The sequence below is a fragment of the Catellatospora sp. KI3 genome, assembly GCF_029948125.1.
Lineage (GTDB): Bacteria > Actinomycetota > Actinomycetes > Mycobacteriales > Micromonosporaceae > Catellatospora.
In genome coordinates this window covers 26,136-41,280 of record NZ_JASAMB010000023.1, presented here as the reverse complement: position 1 = coordinate 41,280, position 15,145 = coordinate 26,136, and the positions used below count along the sequence as shown (strand labels likewise).

The following is a 15,145-nucleotide window of genomic DNA, read 5'->3' as shown; positions in this document are numbered from 1 at the left end:
CAAACCACGCGATCGCGCGACACGGGCATCAGGTGGAGTGACGCGGGTAGGTTCTAGGCATGGCACTCGTGGACTGGGACCTGGCCACCTCGGCCGCCGCGCGGTTCGGGCCGACCGGGCCGTCGGTCACCGCCGAACAGGCCAACGCGGCAGTGCGCGACCTGCGCGAACTCGCCGACGAGGCGGTGGCGCACGTGTCGGCGTACACCGGGCTCACCGCCCGGATCGACGACGCCCCGGTGCGCGTGGTCGACCGGCGCACCTGGGCCGAGGTCAACATCCGGGGTCTGCGCCAGGTGATCCACCCGCTCACCGACAAGCTGGAGGCGAAGGTCGGCGTCGTCGGCAGCGTCGTCGGCTCGAAGGTCACCGCGGTGGAGACCGGGGCGGTCCTGGGCTACCTGTCCGGCAAGGTCCTCGGCCAGTACGAGGTGTTCGCGACCAACCCCGGCCAGCTGCTGCTGGTCGCCCCGAACATCGTCGGCATGGAGCGCCGGATCAAGGCCGACCCGCGCGACTTCCGGCTCTGGGTGTGCCTGCACGAGGTCACCCACCGCACCCAGTTCACGGCCGTGCCGTGGCTGCGCGAGCACTTCCTCGGCGAGGTGCGCCGCTTCGTCGAGGCCACCGAGCCGCCTACGGCCAACGTGATCGGGCAGACGCTCCGCCAGGTCGAGGCCGCGGTCAAGGCGGCCCGCTCGGCCGCCGGGGACGAGCGCGGCACCACCCTGCTCGACGCCATGCAGACCCCGCAGCAGCGCGCCGTGCTGGACCGGCTCACCGCCATCCTCACCCTGCTCGAAGGGCACGCCGAGGTGGTCATGGACGGGGTCGGGCCGCGGGTCATCCCGAGCGTCGCCCAGATCCGGGCCGCGTTCGACCGGCGCCGCAACCCCGGCAACCCGGTCGAGCAGTACCTGCGCCGGCTGCTCGGCATCGACATCAAGATGCGCCAGTACGCCGAGGGCCGCGCCTTCGTGCAGGGTGTGCTCGACCGCGTCGGCATGGACGGCTTCAACAGGATCTGGACCTCCCCGCAGACCCTGCCCCGGCTGAACGAGCTCACCGACCCGGCCGCCTGGGTCGCCCGCGTCGCCACCCCCTGACCGCCCTGCCCATGGCCGCGCTGCCCCCCGCCGTCGCCCGCACCCGAACCGCCGTCACCGACCTGCTGCGACGGCTGCCCGCACCTCGCGACGTCCCGACTCGCGGCGCACAGCCACGCCACGGTGCCCGCGGCGATCACCCGTCGACGACAGCGGTGGCGTCGGTGCCCGGATCGTCCGCGCCGCAGGACACCCCGACGCGGCCCCGCCCGTCCGGACTCGTGCTGGTCGCGTGCTCGGGTGGTGCGGATTCGCTCGCGCTGGCGGCGGCTACCGCCTTCGTGGGGGCGCGCCTCGGCTGGCAGGTCGGACTGGTGACCGTGGACCACGGACTGCAGGCCGGATCGGGGCAGCGCGCCGAGCAGGTCGCGGCCTGGGCGCGCGAGCGCGGCCTGGACCCGGTCGAGGTCGTGGCGGTCACCGTCGGCACTTCGGGCGGGCCTGAGGCCGCGGCACGCGACGCCCGCTACGCGGCGCTGGCCGACGCGGCACGCCGGCACTCGGCAGCCGCGGTGCTGCTCGGGCATACCCGCGACGACCAGGCCGAGACGGTGCTGCTGGCGCTGGCGCGCGGGTCCGGGCCGCGGGGCCTGTCCGGCATGCCGGTCCACCGGGACCAGGCGGGGGTACGGTTCAGCCGCCCGTTCCTCGACCTGCCCCGCGCCGACTGCCGCGCCGCCTGCGCCGCCCAGGGCCTGACCCCGTGGGACGATCCGCACAACACCGACCCCGCCTACGCCCGCTCCCGGGTCCGGGCCGAGGCCCTGCCCGCGCTGGTCGCCACCCTCGGCGAAGGAGTCGTGGCCAACCTGGCCCGGACGGCGGGGCTGCTCGCCCAGGACACCGCCTACCTGGACGAACTGGCCGCCGCGGCGCTCGGCAGGTGCCGCACCGGATCGGGTCTGGCCGTGTCCGCGCTACGCGAGCTGCCCGCCGCACTGCGGACCCGGGCACTGCACGAATGGGCCGCCGGACTGGGCGCGCCGCGCACGGCGCTCGCACACCGGCACGTCGAAACCCTGGACGCACTGGTCACGGCCTGGCGGGGGCAGGGACCCGCCTACCTGCCCGGCGGCATCACCGTCACCCGAACCGCCGACATCCTGACACCCGCCCACCCCGCCGCGGCGGCCGCGTCCGGCCGCGATCACCCAACGGAGTCGGGTGCGGTTTCGGGGAAAGTGTTGGAATCATGACCCGGATTCCTGCACTTTCCCCGAAACCGCACCCACCCGGCGCGATCTTGGCGGGTCAGCGGCAGCCGCAGGCGGCCAGGGCGGCGGCGATCTTGTCGAGGGCGTCCTGGGCGGGGTAGCGGCCGCCGGGGACGTTGTCGGCGAGGATGGCGAAGGCGAGCATGCGGCCGTCGGCGGTCTGCAGGACGCCGGACAGCGAGTTCACCCCGTCGAGGGTGCCGCTCTTGGCGCGTACCAGGCCGTAGGCGGTCTTGACCTTGGCGAACCGGGGCAGCATGGTGCCGGACCAGCCCGCCACGGGCAGGCCGTTGAAGAAGTCGGCCAGCTGCGCGTGGTCCCCGCCGGCCGCCTTCACCAGCAGCGCGGTCAGCTGCTTCGGGGAGATCTTGTTGCGGCCGGACATGCCGGAGCCGTCGGACAGGTCGATCTGCGCGGGGTCCAGGCCGAGTTCGGTGACGACCTCCTCGATCGCGGCTGACGCCCCGACGAACGAGCCGGGCTTGCCCTTGGCCAGGGCCACCTGGTGGGCCAGCATCTCGGCCAGGGTGTTGTCGCTCTCGGTGAGCATCTGCTCGATCTGGCGCAGCAGCGGCGCCGACTGCACCGCGCCGAGCTGCGCGCCGGGCACGATCGCCACGGGTGCGGCGGACGCGGCGGCGCTGGGCTGGGCGGCCGGGTCGGTGGCCGGCGCGGGCGGGGCGACGCCCTTGGCCACGGCACTCGCGGGCAGGCCGAGCAGCTTGGCGAACGCCTCACCGGCGGCGCGCTCGGGGTTGGTGTGCCGTACGAACGGCATCTCGCGGTCCTTGATGTCGGTGCGCGCGCCGTTGATCATCAGGGCGGTGATCTTCGAGACGTTGCCCTCCTGCGGCGCGTCCGACGACCAGCCGGGGCCGGTCTCGGAGCCCGGGAACAGCGACCCGTCCGTGATCACCTTGGTGATCGGGGTGGTGCCCATCGCCTTCTTGACCTGCGCGGCGAGGGTGTCCAGCTGGGCCGCGCCCTCGTAGAACTTCTTGCTGTTGACGCCGAGCGTGGCGTCGCCCGCACCGATCAGGACGACCTCACCGGGGTTGGGCCCGGCCACCACGCGGGTGGTGATGCGGTACGTCGGACCCCGGGTGGCCAGCACCGACGCCGCGGTCACCAGCTTGGTGTTGGACGCCGGAGTGATCATCTCGGTCGGGTCGAGTTCGTACAGCACCTGGCCGGTGTGCAGGTCGACCACCGAGACGCTGACGTGGCTGCCCAGCGCGGTGCCGGTGACCAGCGGGCCGAGCACCGTGGTGAGCCCGGCGGCGGTCGGCATGGGCGCGTCGGCGGCGGCCGCGGCGAGCACCGCCGCGGGGGCGGGCTCGGCGGGCGCGGTCGGCGACGGCGACTGCCAGCCCGGGGCGGCGAACAGGTCGGAGACCAGGCTGGGCTTGGCCAGGCCGACGCCGACCAGGCCGAGGCCGAGCGCCGACACCAGCACCAGCGAGGTGGCGAGCAGGCCGCGGCGGCTCTTCTTCTTTTTCTTCTTCAGCCGGCGGTTGTGCGGCGCGGCCGGACGCTCGGCCGGGGCGGGACCGCCGCCGGGCGCGCCCGGATTGCCGCCCAGGCGGTGCGTGTCCTGGGTCACCTGGTCGTAGCTGTAGCCACCCCGCCGGTCGTAGCCCTGTGGATAAGCATCAGGCTGTGTATGGCCGGGCCACGGATTGTGCACATCCTGTGGATAACCACCCGGTCCGGGGCCCGCCGCCTGTGGATAAGACGGTGGATAGCCGTACATCCCCTGGTCCTGGGGTTGTGGATAACCTGGGGAGGGCTGCCACACGTACTCGCGGCCGTTCCACACCCATTCGCCTGGCGCGCCCGCGCCGCCCGGCGAACCGGCGCCGCCCGCAGGGTCGGCACCGTAATGTGAACCTTGCCTCCCCAACGGTGCCCTCCTTGGATGCCCGGACTCAGCCAGGCGAGACTAACTAAAATTCGCCAACGTCGGCGAACTTACAGGCCATTGGGAGTGTGAAATGGATTTCGACGTCACGGTTGAGATCCCTAAGGGGCAGCGCAACAAGTACGAGGTGGACCACGCGACCGGACGGATCCGGCTCGACCGCACCCTCTTCACCTCCACCCAGTACCCCGCCGACTACGGGTTCATCGAGAACACGCTGGGCGAGGACGGCGATCCGCTGGACGCGCTCGTGCTGGTGCAGGAGCCGACCTTTCCGGGCTGCCTGATCCGCTGCCGCGCGATCGGGATGTTCCGGATGCGCGACGAGAAGGGCGGCGACGACAAGGTGCTGTGCGTCCCGGCCGACGACCCGCGGCTGGAGCACCTGCGTGACATCCACCACGTCGCCGAGTTCGACCGGCTGGAGATCCAGCACTTCTTCGAGGTCTACAAGGACCTGGAGCCGGGCAAGAGCGTCGAGGGTGCCACCTGGGTCGGCCGCGCCGACGCCGAGGCCGAGATCAAGCGCTCGTTCCAGCGCGAGGTCGACCGCCTGGAGAGCGGCGCCGGCCACTGACCTGGTCTGCTCGCCGACTGACGTGACGATCGGCCGCCCGGCACCCCGGGCGGCCGATCGTCGTATATGCGTCAGTACGCCGGCAGGTCCGCCAGCTGTACCAGCCGCGCCCCACGCCGGGTGATCAGGCGGCCGCGCCCGGCCGTCATCCGCTCGTTGCGGAACGGGCTGCCGAACGGGGCGGTCACGTTGCGGTCGGCCGACATCTGCAGGTACGGCGCGTTCGTGGCGAGCACCCGCGACAGCGCCGCGTCGTACGACGCCCGGCTCCAGTTCACGTTCGACGCGGTGATCAGGTGCAGACCCACGTCGCGCGCCTCGAACAGGAACGGCTCCAGGTTGCGCAGCGGGTGCACACCCGAGGACACCACGATGTCGTAGTCGTCGATGATCAGGAAGAACTCGCCCCGGCCAGCCAGCCACGGGCGGCGCGGGATGTCCTGCGGGGTGACGTCGGCGGGCGGGCGCCGCTCGGCCATCTTCGCCGCGATCGCGTCCATGTAGTCGGCCACCTGGTCCAGGCTGGTGATGTACGCCAACTGGTGCGGCGTGGTCACCGCCCCGAGCAGGCTGCGGCGCGGGTCGACGATGAGCAGCTTCGCCTCGTCCGGGCTGTACCGCCGGGTGATCGTGGTCGCGAGCTGGCGCAGCAGCGTCGACTTGCCGCACTCGCTCTCGCCGAACGCCGACAGGTGCACGTCGGCGTAGAAGTCGACCGTGGCCGGGGTGAGATCGTCGGCCAGGCCGATCGGCATGGTCCACAGGTCGCCGCCCTCGACCGGCATCCGGTCGTACGCGTAGACGTTGGGCAGCACGCGCACGCGCGGGGCGGGGGCGCCGCTCCAGTGCTTGGCGATCTGCCGGACCAGCTCCTCCCGGTCGCCGACCTGGTCCACGTCGGGCCGCAGGGCCAGCGAGAACAGGCCGTCGGGGGTGCAGCCGAAGCCGGGGCGCGACGGCACCTGCGGCGCGACCCGGCGCACCCGGCAGATGGTGTCGGTCGGGTCGCCCAGGCGCAGCTCCAGCTTGGTGCCGAACTGGTCGGCGATGGCCGGGCGGAAGTCGCGCCAGCGCAGCGTCGCCGCGACCACGTGCACGCCGTAGGCCAGGCCCCGGGTGGTGATGTCGGTGATCACCGGCTCCAGGTCCTCGTAGCTCTCCTTGAGCGTGGCCCAGCCGTCGACGACCAGGAACACGTCGCCGTACGGGTCGTCGGCGAACCGCCCCGCCGCCCGCAGCCGCCGGTACGACGCCATCGAGTCGATGCCGTGCTCCAGGAACCGGGCCTCCCGGTTGTTCAGCAGCTCGGCGACCTCGCCGACGGTCCGGCGCACCAGCATCGCCTCCTGGCGACCGGCGACGCCGCCGACGTGCGGCAGCTCGCGCAGGCTCGCCAGGGTGCCGCCGCCGAAGTCCAGGCAGTAGACCTGCACCTCCTGCGGGGTGTGCGTCAGCGCCAGGCCGGTGACCAGGGTGCGCAGCAGCGTCGACTTGCCGCTCTGGTTGCCGCCCGCCACCGCCACGTGGCCGGCGGCGCCGTCGGCCAGCCGTACCCACTGGAGGTCGCGTAGTTGCTGGGCCGGCTTGTCCACGACCGCGACCGGCACGCGCAGCGCGCCGCGCAGCTCCGGGTTGGCCACCGTCAGGCCGCGCCCCTCGACCAGGCCGACCTGGCCGAACGCGAGGTCGAACGGGTCCGACACGTCCAGCGGCGGCAGCCACACCTGGTGCGCGGGCGGGCCCTGGCCGACCATCCGCTCGATCATGACGTCCATCAGGCTCTCGCCCGGCTTGACGTCCCACTTCACTTCCAGCTCGGTGCTCTTGGGGGTCTTCGGCACCGGCAGGTAGTGGTTGGTGAAGTCGTGCACGAACTGCTCGCCGTCGACGCGGCGGCGGGCCACCGCCTCCCCGGCCCGCTTGAACGAGCCCGAGACGTACGCGCCCTTGAACCGCTGCAGCGGCTCCGAACCGAACTTGAGGTAGCCGTGGCCGGGCGCCTTGGGCAGGTCGAACGCGTCGCCGACGCCGAGCACCGCGCGCGACTCCATCGCGGAGAAGGTGCGCAGACCGATCCGGTACGACAGGTGCGTGTCCAGGCCGCGCAGGCGGCCCTCCTCCAGGCGCTGGCTGGCCAGCAGCAGGTGCATGCCGATGGACCGGCCGACCCGGCCGATCTGCACGAAGATCTCGATGAAGTCCGGGTTGGCGGTCAGCAGCTCGGAGAACTCGTCGCAGACGATGAACAGCGAGGCCAGCGGCGCGAGCGCGGCCCCGCCCGTGCGCGCCTTCTCGTAGTCCTTCAGGTTGGCGAAGTTGCCCGCCGCCCGCAGCAGCTCCTGGCGGCGCAGCACCTCGCCGGTGATCGCGTCGCCCATGCGGTTGACCAGGTGGCTCTCGCCCTCCAGGTTGGTGATCACCGCGGAGGTGTGCGGCAGCCGGTCCAGCGAGGCGAACGTGGCGCCGCCCTTGAAGTCGACCAGCACGAAGTTGAGCTGCTCCGAGGAGTGCGTGGCGGCCAGGCCCAGCACCAGCGTGCGCAGCAGCTCCGACTTGCCGGAGCCGGTGGCGCCGACGAGCAGGCCGTGCGGGCCCATGCCGTCCTGCGCCGACTCCTTGATGTCGAGCTCGATCGCCGAGCCGTCCGGGCCCACGCCGATCGGCACCCGCAGCCTGTTCCGGTCAGCCCGCGGCGACCAGCCGTACGACGTGTCGAAGCGCTCCGGGTCCGGGATGCCCAGCAGGTCGGCCAGGCCGCGCTCGCCGGTCATAGCGGTGTTGCTGGCCACCGCGACCGCCGACAGCCGCAGCGGCGCCAGCCGCCGCGCGATCGCCTCCGCCTCGGCCACCCCGATCCGGTCGGCCGTGCCCACCTCGGCGACCGAGGCGGCGGTGATGGTGTGCAGGCTGCGCTCGCGACCACGCGTCTCCAGCACCAGCATGCCGCGGTCGAGCAGGCGCGGGGGCTCGGTGTCCAGGTCGAGCACGGTCACCCCGGCCAGGCCCTCGGGCAGCACCAGCTGGTTGGAGTCGGCCAGGTCGCCGCCGTCGAGCACCACCACCACGTGCGGCGCGGCGTCGGCGACGCCGAACCGGGCCCGCCCGGCGAGCACGCCGGACAGCAGCTCCTCCAGCTGGCCCGCCGAGGTGGCGAACAGCCGCACCGGGCCGAGCGCGTCGTTCTCGGTGGGGTGGTTGTGGTGCGGCAGCCACTTGGCCCAGTCCCAGCTGTCGCGCCGGTGCGGCGAGGCGCACACCGCGATGATCAGGTCGTCGGGGGCGTGGAAGACGGCCAGCTGCGCCAGCATCGCCCGGGCCAGGCCGTGCGCGTCGGTGCCGTCGCGGTGGTCGGTCTGGGCGAACCCGGCCGACCCGCCGAACACCCCGCCCTGGTACGTGCCGTCGGCGCGCTGGTTGTCGGCCCGGGTGCCGCCCTCGCTGCGCAGGAACACCCGCCCGAAGCCGCGGATCGACAGCGCCACCGGCAGGTCCGGCACCACCGAGTACGCGTCCAGGAAGCGCCGCAGCGCCCCGGCCGTCATCGGCTCCAGCTCCTCCAGCGGCCGCGTCTCCGGCGGGATCAGCGGGGTGGCCAGCGACTGCGGGCCGACGCCCACGCGCACGATGCCGAAGTCGGGGTCGCTGCCGCGCCGCTCCCACAGCCGGTGGCTGTCCACCGTGGACCACAGCCGCTGCGGGTCCGGGTGGCGGTAGAACAGGCCGATGCGCTGCTGCTGGACCGCGTGCCGGGCCCGGCGCCGCAGCGCGGCCAGGTGCCGCAGGTACTCGCGGCGGGCCGCCATCATCTCGGCCTTCTTCGGCTGGCCCGCGCCGTTCATCAGGCTCGCCGCGATCATGCCGAGGCTGGACACGCCCATCATGCCGCCGGCCAGATAGGACATCTTGTTGCTCTGGCCGTTGCCGACCATCATCGCCATGCCCAGACCGCTGCCGAGCATCGGCAGGATCATCATGGCCTGCTGCCACCGGCCGCCCGCTGCCTGCGGGATCTCCGGCGGGGCGTCGATGACCAGCTCACCGCCCGGGATCTCGGGAGCGGACCGCCGCGGCGCCCGCTTCACGATCACCGTACCCATGGCGACTCCTCCCCCAGGCGTTGACGCACCACAGGTTAATCGCTGCCGCTCACTTCCGCTGCGCCGGTGTGGACAGCTGTGGACAGCGACCGGTACGGGGTGACGCGTTGCGCCGCAACGTGGTAGACGTACCGGGTGAGCTACCCCTCGACCGCCGCCACGACGCCCTCGGCCGCCGGGCTCGCCCGGGTGACCGTGCACACGCCGCACCGCCGCGTCGACGTGGCGCTGCCGGAGCAGGTGCCGCTGGCCGAACTGCTGCCCGACCTGCTGCGCCACGCCGGGATGGGGCTTGCCGACGACGGCGAGCAGCACGGCGGCTGGCTGCTGCGCCGCGGCGACGGCTCGCCGCTGGACGAGGGCAAGTCGCTCAACCAGCAGGCGGTGCGCGACGGCGAGCTGCTGCACCTGGTCGCCGCGCACGCGGAGTGGCCCGAGCTGGAGTACGACGACGTCGTCGAGGCGATCGCCGAGGGCGCCCGCCGCCGCGGCGCCGCCTGGACCCCGGCCGCCACCCGCACCGCCACCCTGGTCGGGGCGGGCGTGCTGCTGGTCGCGGGGGTGCTGGCGCTGCTGCGCGGCGGTCCGCTGTGGACGCCCGGCGGCTACCTCGGCCTGACCGTGGCGGCGCTGCTGCTGGTCGGCGGGGTGCTGGCGTCGCGGGCGTACGGCGACGGCGTCGCGGGCAGCGCGCTGGCCGGATTCGCCCTGCCGTACGCGTTCGCCGGTGGTGCGCTGGTGCTCGGCGGCGAGGGCCCCGGCGGCTTCTTCGGCGCGGGCGGCTGGCTCGGCGCGGGGCAGCTGCTGGTCGGCTGCGTGGCGGTGCTGCTGTTCGCCGTGCTGGGCGCGGCCGGGGTCGGCCACGGGCTGCGCGTGTTCACCGCGGGCGGCACCGCGGGCCTGCTCGGCGCGCTGACCGCGCTGCTCGGCTCGCTGGGCGCGGCCGGTTCGGCGGCGGTGCTGGTCAGCGCCCTGGTGTGCGGCATCGGGCTGGTGCCGGTGCTGGCGATCCGGTTCGGCAAGGTGCCGGTGCCGTCGGTGACGCAGCTGCGGGCGCCGGGCGAGGCGGAGAGCCCGTACCAGCGGCGCGGCGGCGGCACGGGGCTGCCCGACCGGTCCCGGGTGTTCGCGGCGGTGGCCCGCTCGGAGGAGCTGCTGACCGGCATGCTGATGGGGTACGCGGTGCTCATGGCGGGGGCCAGCCTGGTGCTGGTCACCGCGGGCGGGCTGGCCGGGCGGGCCCTGGTCGCGGTCGCCGCGACGGCGCTGCTGCTGCGCTCGCGGCTGTTCGTGACGGTGCGCCAGCGCACCCCGCTGATCGCCGCCGGCCTGATCGGGCACGTGCTGCTGCTCGGCGCGGCGGTGTGGCTGGCCGACGGCGGGCCCCGGGCCTTCTTCGCCGTCGGCGCGGTGCTGCTGGCCCTGGTGGTGGTGCTGGCCGGGCAGACCTGGTCGCGCCGCTCCCCCTCGCCGTACGTCGGCCGCGCCGCGGATCTGTTCGATCTCCTCGTAGTGATCTCGGTCGTGCCCGTGGCGGCGTGGGTGCTCGGTCTCTACGGACTGATTCAGAGCTGGGCCGCCTGACATTTCTTCCGGCGGCGGCGAATCGCGTGTGAGAATGGCGGCACTGTGCCCAGACGCGCCCTCCTCGACCGCAGCGCCGTACCGCGTAACCCAGCGACGGCGCTGCTTCGTGTGTCCGGAGTGTTCACGCTGGTGGTGGCCGGGCTGGCGCTGACCGCGGCGGCACCGGCCAGCCCCGACCCGCTCTCGGTCGACCGCACCGGGGCGCTGCGCGCCTCCCGCGACTCCGTCCGCGACGACCAGTGGCAGCTGCGCGCCCTGGACGCCGCCGGGGCCTGGAAGCTGGCCAAGGGCGAGGGCGTCACCGTCGCGGTGGTCGACTCCGGCGTGTCGGCGCACCACCCGGACCTGACCGGGCAGGTGCTGGCCGGGCTGGACCTGGTCGGCAAGGGCGGTGACGGCAGCGACGACCGGGTCGGCCACGGCACCACCGTGGCGGCGCTGATCGCGGGCCGCGACGACGACAACCGCGGCGTGGTCGGCCTGGCCCCCGCCGCCAAGATCCTGCCGGTACGGGTGCTCGACGCGCAGAACCGCTACGACGACGCCCGGGTGGTCGCCGAGGGCGTCCGCTGGGCCGTCGACCACGGCGCCCGGGTGATCAACCTGTCCCTGGGCGGCGGCGTCGCCAGCGACGCGCTGGCCGAGGCGATCGACTACGCGTTCGCGCGCGACGTGGTCGTGGTGGCCTGCGTCGGCAACGTCAGCCCGGACGGGCCCTCCGACGTCTGGTATCCGGCCCGCGAGCCGGGCGTGCTCGCCGTGACCGCGGTGAGCCCCGGCGTGCAGCACAGCCTGTGGCAGGGTTCGCTCACCGGCGAGCAGGCGGTGCTCGCCGCCCCCGGGACCGACCTGGTCGGCGCCAGACCGGGCGGCTACTGGCGGGTGCAGGGCACCAGCTTCGCCGCGCCGCTGGTGTCGGCGACGGCCGCCCTGGTGCGCTCCCGCTTCCCGCACATGTCCGCGGCCGACGTGGTGGAGCGCCTGACCGCCACCGCGCAGGACCTCGGCGCCCCTGGCCGCGACGACCAGTACGGATTCGGCCTGGTCGACCCGGTCGCCGCGCTGACCGCCGACGTCGCCCCGGTGGAGAGCAACCGGCTGGACTCGGTGCCCCCGCCCGGCCGGGCCGGGTTCGGCGCCGCCCCCGGCGTCAGCCCGGAGCCGTCGCCCACACCGGAGCCCGGGCCGCTGGCCCCCGCCCGGCCGGTGCCCGCCCCGGGCCGCCGGGACCTGGCCGTGGCCGCGACCGGCGTCGTCCTCCTGGTCGGCGGCGCACTCACCCTCCTCCGCCGCCTCGGCCGCCACCGCGACTGACGCGCGCGCCGCCGCGCGTCGGGGCAAGGTCGAGCGTGCAGTTTCAGGGAAACTGCACGAAAGCGGCCCATGATTCCAGCACTTTCCCCGAAACTGCACCCACGCCGATGCCCGACGCGAGCGTCAGGCGCACTTGCCGGTGCCGACGGCGGTGGTGCGGGTGCGGCCCATCAGGGCGACGGTGCCGGCCTCGTCGGCGGTGACCGCGTAGCCGACGTTCGGGTCGTCGGCGGCGGCCGCGAAGATCACGCCCAGCACCTGCCCGTCAGCCGAGACCAGCGGTCCGCCGGAGTTGCCGCTGCGGACCAGGCCCCGGATGGTGTAGACCTCGCGGGTCACCGTGCCGTCCTCGTAGATGTCCGGCCCGGTGATGTCGCCGACGTCGCGGATGCGCGCCGACTGCGCGTTGTACGGCCCGTCGAGCGGGTAGCCCAGCACGATCGCGTCCGAGCCGGTGCGGGCGGGCGAGTTGGCGAACCGCATCACCGGCGCGGACAGGTCCGGCACGTGGATGACGGCGAGGTCGCGCTCGGGGTCGTACACGACGACCTTGCCGTTGAGCCGGGCCCCGTTGACCTCGACCCGGATGGTCCTCGTGCCCGCGACCACGTGCGCGTTGGTCATCACGTGCTCGTTGGCGAACACGAACCCGGAGCCCTCGATCCGGCGGCTGCAGCTCGGGGCGCTGCCCAGCACCTTGACCACGGACTTCTTGGCGTTCAGCACGATCTGCGAACCGGCCAGCTTCGGGTCGGGTGCGGGCACCTCCTTGACCCGGGTGGGCACCAGGTCGCCGAAGACCTCGGGGAAGCCGTTGGTGTCGACGGTCTCGCGCAGCGCCTCGGTCAGGTTCTTCGCCTCGCCCGGCATCACCTTGTCGATGACGCCGAGGACCATGCTGTTGCGCACCGCCTTGGCCAGCCACGGCTGGCCCGCGTCGCTGAGCGGCACCGCGACCAGCCAGGCGACCATCGCCACGGCGATGACCGACACGACGGCGCCGCCGAGGTCGTCGACGGTCTGCCCGGCCGGGTTGGTGATCGCCCGGCGCACCTTGCCGCCCCACCAGCCCGCCAGCGACTGGCCGAGCACGGCCAGGCCGAACACGGCGATCAGGGACACGATCAGCTTCAGCGCCCCGTCGGAGACGAGTCCGGCGGCGAGCGGGCCCAGCTGCAGGCCGAGCAGGGCGCCGCCGAAGAAGCCGGCGAAGGAGAGCACGCCCACGACGAAGCCCTGCCGGTAGCCGCTCATACCGAAGAGCAGCAGCAGGGCTAGCAGGACCACGTCGACGACCGACATCGGTTCAGCCTACGGAAGGGGGATCGGGGTTGCCACTAACTCCAGTGACGTGTGGCGGCACCACCACCTCCGGCATGCTCTCGATCCGGCTCGTGTCCCACGGACGGGTCCAGCCGCCCAGGTCCAGCAGCGCCGACAGGACTCCGGCCGTGAAACCCCAGACCAGCATGCCGCGGGCGTGGAAGGCCGGCCCGGTCCAGCCGCTGCGATGGCGTACCCGCACCCGGTGCGCCGGATCGGCGAGCTCGGCCAGCGGCAGCCGGGCCACGTGGGCCACCTCCTCCGGCTGGTGCGCGCCGACCGGGTGCGGCGCGTGCCACCAGGCCAGCACCGGGGTGACCAGGAAGTTCGTGACCGGGATCCACAGGGTCGGCAGCTCGGCCAGCACCGTGACGCTGCCCGGGTCGAGGCCGACCTCCTCCTGCGCCTCGCGCAGCGCGGTGGCGGCGGCGTCGGCGTCCTGCGGCTCGACCGTGCCGCCGGGGAAGGCGGGCTGACCCGCGTGGGTACGCAGGGTCGCGGCGCGCTGCATGATCAGCACGTCCGGCCCGGCGCCGGGCTCGTGCTCGTCGGCCAGCAGGATCAGCACCGCGGCGGGACGGCCGCCGTCCTCGGGCGTCGGGATGCTGGTGAAGTCGACGGCGCTGACATTGCTCAGGTTCTTGAGCAGCGGCTCCAGCCACTGCGGCGGCTTGCGGCCCATCAGGCGGCGCCGAAGTGCTCGTCGACCAGTTCGGCCAGCGCTTCGTCGGTGAGGATCGGCAGCGGGTGGACCACGGTGCTGCCGTCGGCGCGGAGGAACACCGTCAGCGGCAGCCCGAGCGCACCGAACTCAGCCTTGAACCGGCCTTTCCTGTCGTACAGGGTGGGCATGCTGATCTTCAGGTCGTCGGCGAGCCAGGCAGCCCTGTCCCGGTCGTCATCGCTGACCACGCCCAGCACCGGCACCCGCCCGGAGGCCGCCAGCCGCTGGAGCGCGGGCAGTTCCTCGCGGCACGAGGGGCACCAGGAGGCCCAGACGTTGATGACCAGCGGGCCGCGCAGCGCCGTCAGGCTGACGTCGCCGCCCCCCGCCATGCAGGCGAGGCTGAGGTGCGGCAGGGAGTCGCCGCCCACCCCGATGTCCGGCACGTCCTTGGCCGGCTGGACCGGTCCGTCCTGGGCGAGCCGGGTGCAGGCCGCGAACGGCTGCGGCACCGGTTCGCCGTCCGGCGCGGCGGGCCCGGTGCATCCGGCCAGCAGCGTCACGGCTGCCAGCAGCGTAAACGCGCGTCTCACGCGGCGGCCCCGATCCCGGCCAGCGCGGCGATCTCCGCCACGCGCGGACCCTTGAGCAGTTTGACCGCCTCCACGGGCGAGGTCGGGCCGGCGCCGTACGACGGGCACATCGGCGCGAGCGGGCAGGCGCCGCAGGCGGGCTTGCGGGCGTGGCACACGCGCCGCCCGTGGAAGATCACCCGGTGCGACAGCATGGTCCAGTCGCGCTTGTCCACCAGCGCCCCGACCGCGTGCTCGATCTTCACCGGGTCCTCCTCCGCGGTCCAGGCCCACCGGTTCACCAGCCGCTGGAAGTGCGTGTCCACGGTGATGCCGGGCTTGCCGAAGGCGTTGCCGAGCACGACGTTGGCCGTCTTGCGGCCGATGCCGGGCAGCGTCACCAGCTGCTCCAGGGTCCTGGGCACCTCGCCGTCGAACCGCTCGACCAGCCCTCGGCCCAGCCCCAGCAGCGACTCGGTCTTGTTCCGGAAGAACCCGGTCGGCCGGATCATCTCCTCCAGCTCGACCCGGTCCGCCCCGGCGTAGTCGGCCGCGGTGCGGTACTTCGCGAACAGGGCCGGCGTCGTCAGGTTCACCCGCACGTCGGTGCACTGGGCGGACAGGATCGTCGCGACGGCCAGCTCCAGCGGCGTGGTGAAGTCGAGCTCGCAGTGCGCGTCGGGGTGGATCAGCGCCAGCTCGCGCGCCATCCTGCGCACGCGCCGCTTGCGCCCCAGCTCGGTCTCCGGCTTCACCGCTGCCACGGCAGA

Annotated in this window: 11 protein-coding genes; 5 read left to right on the top strand and 6 right to left on the bottom strand. The window is 73.7% G+C overall.

All coding sequences use genetic code 11. The features are described from left to right. The first annotated feature begins 59 nt into the window (after positions 1–59). Together QEZ54_RS29315 and tilS are read left to right on the top strand one after the other, a co-directional pair. Positions 60–1,106, top strand: coding sequence for a zinc-dependent metalloprotease (locus QEZ54_RS29315; RefSeq protein ID WP_281307970.1), 1,047 nt, complete (start codon positions 60–62; stop codon positions 1,104–1,106). Positions 1,107–1,270: 164 nt separating this feature from the next. After that, a complete protein-coding gene (tilS, locus tag QEZ54_RS29310) occupies positions 1,271–2,302 on the top strand; it encodes a tRNA lysidine(34) synthetase TilS (protein WP_281307969.1) in 1,032 nt (343 codons plus the stop codon). A 55-nt stretch (positions 2,303–2,357) separates the two neighbouring features. Here the strand turns inward: tilS and dacB are convergent, their stop codons facing one another. After that, positions 2,358–3,923 carry a D-alanyl-D-alanine carboxypeptidase/D-alanyl-D-alanine-endopeptidase gene (dacB, locus tag QEZ54_RS29305; protein WP_281307968.1) on the bottom strand — a complete coding sequence of 522 codons (1,566 nt, stop codon included), beginning with the start codon at positions 3,921–3,923 and terminating at the stop codon, positions 2,358–2,360. A gap of 391 nt (positions 3,924–4,314) precedes the next feature. Between dacB and QEZ54_RS29300 the strand changes: the two genes are divergently transcribed. Continuing rightward, complete coding sequence (locus QEZ54_RS29300) at positions 4,315–4,818, top strand: inorganic diphosphatase (protein WP_212828232.1); 504 nt, start codon at positions 4,315–4,317, stop codon at positions 4,816–4,818. 71 nt (positions 4,819–4,889) lie between these two features. Here QEZ54_RS29300 and eccCa read toward each other — a convergent pair whose 3' ends face one another. Then, the gene (eccCa, locus tag QEZ54_RS29295) at positions 4,890–8,915 is read right to left on the bottom strand and encodes a type VII secretion protein EccCa (RefSeq protein ID WP_281307967.1); all 4,026 of its coding nucleotides are present in this window, start codon (positions 8,913–8,915) and stop codon (positions 4,890–4,892) included. A gap of 135 nt (positions 8,916–9,050) precedes the next feature. Between eccCa and eccD the strand changes: the two genes are divergently transcribed. Both eccD and mycP read left to right on the top strand, forming a co-directional pair. Then, positions 9,051–10,499, top strand: coding sequence for a type VII secretion integral membrane protein EccD (gene eccD, locus QEZ54_RS29290; protein WP_281307966.1), 1,449 nt, complete (start codon positions 9,051–9,053; stop codon positions 10,497–10,499). Between the two features lie 120 nt (positions 10,500–10,619). Next, positions 10,620–11,816, top strand: coding sequence for a type VII secretion-associated serine protease mycosin (mycP, locus tag QEZ54_RS29285; protein WP_281308035.1), 1,197 nt, complete (start codon positions 10,620–10,622; stop codon positions 11,814–11,816). 123 nt (positions 11,817–11,939) lie between these two features. Here mycP and QEZ54_RS29280 read toward each other — a convergent pair whose 3' ends face one another. Genes QEZ54_RS29280 through nth form a run of 4 tightly spaced genes read right to left on the bottom strand, consistent with a single transcriptional unit; the run spans position 11,940 to position 15,139 of the window. Continuing rightward, positions 11,940–13,118 (bottom strand): MarP family serine protease, encoded by a 1,179-nt coding sequence (locus QEZ54_RS29280; RefSeq protein WP_281307965.1) that lies wholly within the window; start codon positions 13,116–13,118, stop codon positions 11,940–11,942. Positions 13,119–13,122: 4 nt separating this feature from the next. Beyond that, entirely contained in the window at positions 13,123–13,821 is a 699-nt protein-coding gene (locus tag QEZ54_RS29275) for a CoA pyrophosphatase (protein WP_281307964.1), read from the bottom strand. Continuing rightward, positions 13,821–14,396 carry a TlpA disulfide reductase family protein gene (locus QEZ54_RS29270; RefSeq protein ID WP_281307963.1) on the bottom strand — a complete coding sequence of 192 codons (576 nt, stop codon included), beginning with the start codon at positions 14,394–14,396 and terminating at the stop codon, positions 13,821–13,823. The genes QEZ54_RS29275 and QEZ54_RS29270 overlap by 1 nt, the downstream gene beginning before the upstream one ends. After that, a complete protein-coding gene (gene nth, locus QEZ54_RS29265; RefSeq protein ID WP_281307962.1) occupies positions 14,393–15,139 on the bottom strand; it encodes an endonuclease III in 747 nt (248 codons plus the stop codon). Before nth ends, QEZ54_RS29270 begins: the two co-directional genes overlap by 4 nt. Positions 15,140–15,145: the final 6 nt, after the last annotated feature.

Excerpts from the sequence above, each read along its gene's own strand:
- QEZ54_RS29315 (WP_281307970.1), top strand. The coding sequence starts at position 60 with ATGGCACTCGTGGACTGGGACCTGGCCACCTCGGCCGCCGCGCGGTTC.
- QEZ54_RS29300 (WP_212828232.1), top strand. The coding sequence starts at position 4,315 with ATGGATTTCGACGTCACGGTTGAGATCCCTAAGGGGCAGCGCAACAAG.
- eccCa (WP_281307967.1), bottom strand. The coding sequence starts at position 8,915 with ATGGGTACGGTGATCGTGAAGCGGGCGCCGCGGCGGTCCGCTCCCGAG.
- QEZ54_RS29280 (WP_281307965.1), bottom strand. The coding sequence starts at position 13,118 with ATGTCGGTCGTCGACGTGGTCCTGCTAGCCCTGCTGCTGCTCTTCGGT.
- QEZ54_RS29275 (WP_281307964.1), bottom strand. The coding sequence starts at position 13,821 with ATGGGCCGCAAGCCGCCGCAGTGGCTGGAGCCGCTGCTCAAGAACCTG.